1 protein-coding gene is annotated in these 277 nt (G+C 44.0%); it reads left to right on the forward strand.

Going from position 1 to position 277, the window contains the following annotated elements; translation table 11 throughout:
• A partial coding sequence (locus tag CVH10_RS25970) for a hypothetical protein (protein WP_181244564.1) occupies positions 1-277 on the forward strand: 277 nt, incomplete at both ends.

The raw sequence follows: 277 nt of genomic DNA on the forward strand, positions 1-277 counted from the left end.
GGGATTGGGAATTTTATCAGGGTATTTGAAAAAACAGCAGGCGCTGTATTGGGTGATGTTTGTGCTCACGGCGCTGGATACCCTGTTTCAGGGTGCTATCCCCCTTATGTATAAGCACATTTTCGATACGGTTTTTGTTCTGCACAGCAAGACAGTACCGATATTTTTACTCAGTCTTCTTGCTCTAGGGTTTGTGGTATTTGCGGGTTTAAATATTTTAGGACGCTATCTGGCCGTTAAAGCAGGAGCGCATGTTATCAAAGACATACGCATGCGT

Origin of the sequence: Halomonas sp. ND22Bw (genome assembly GCF_003011945.1) — a bacterium.
Classification (GTDB): Bacteria; Pseudomonadota; Gammaproteobacteria; order Pseudomonadales; family Halomonadaceae; genus Halomonas; species Halomonas halophila.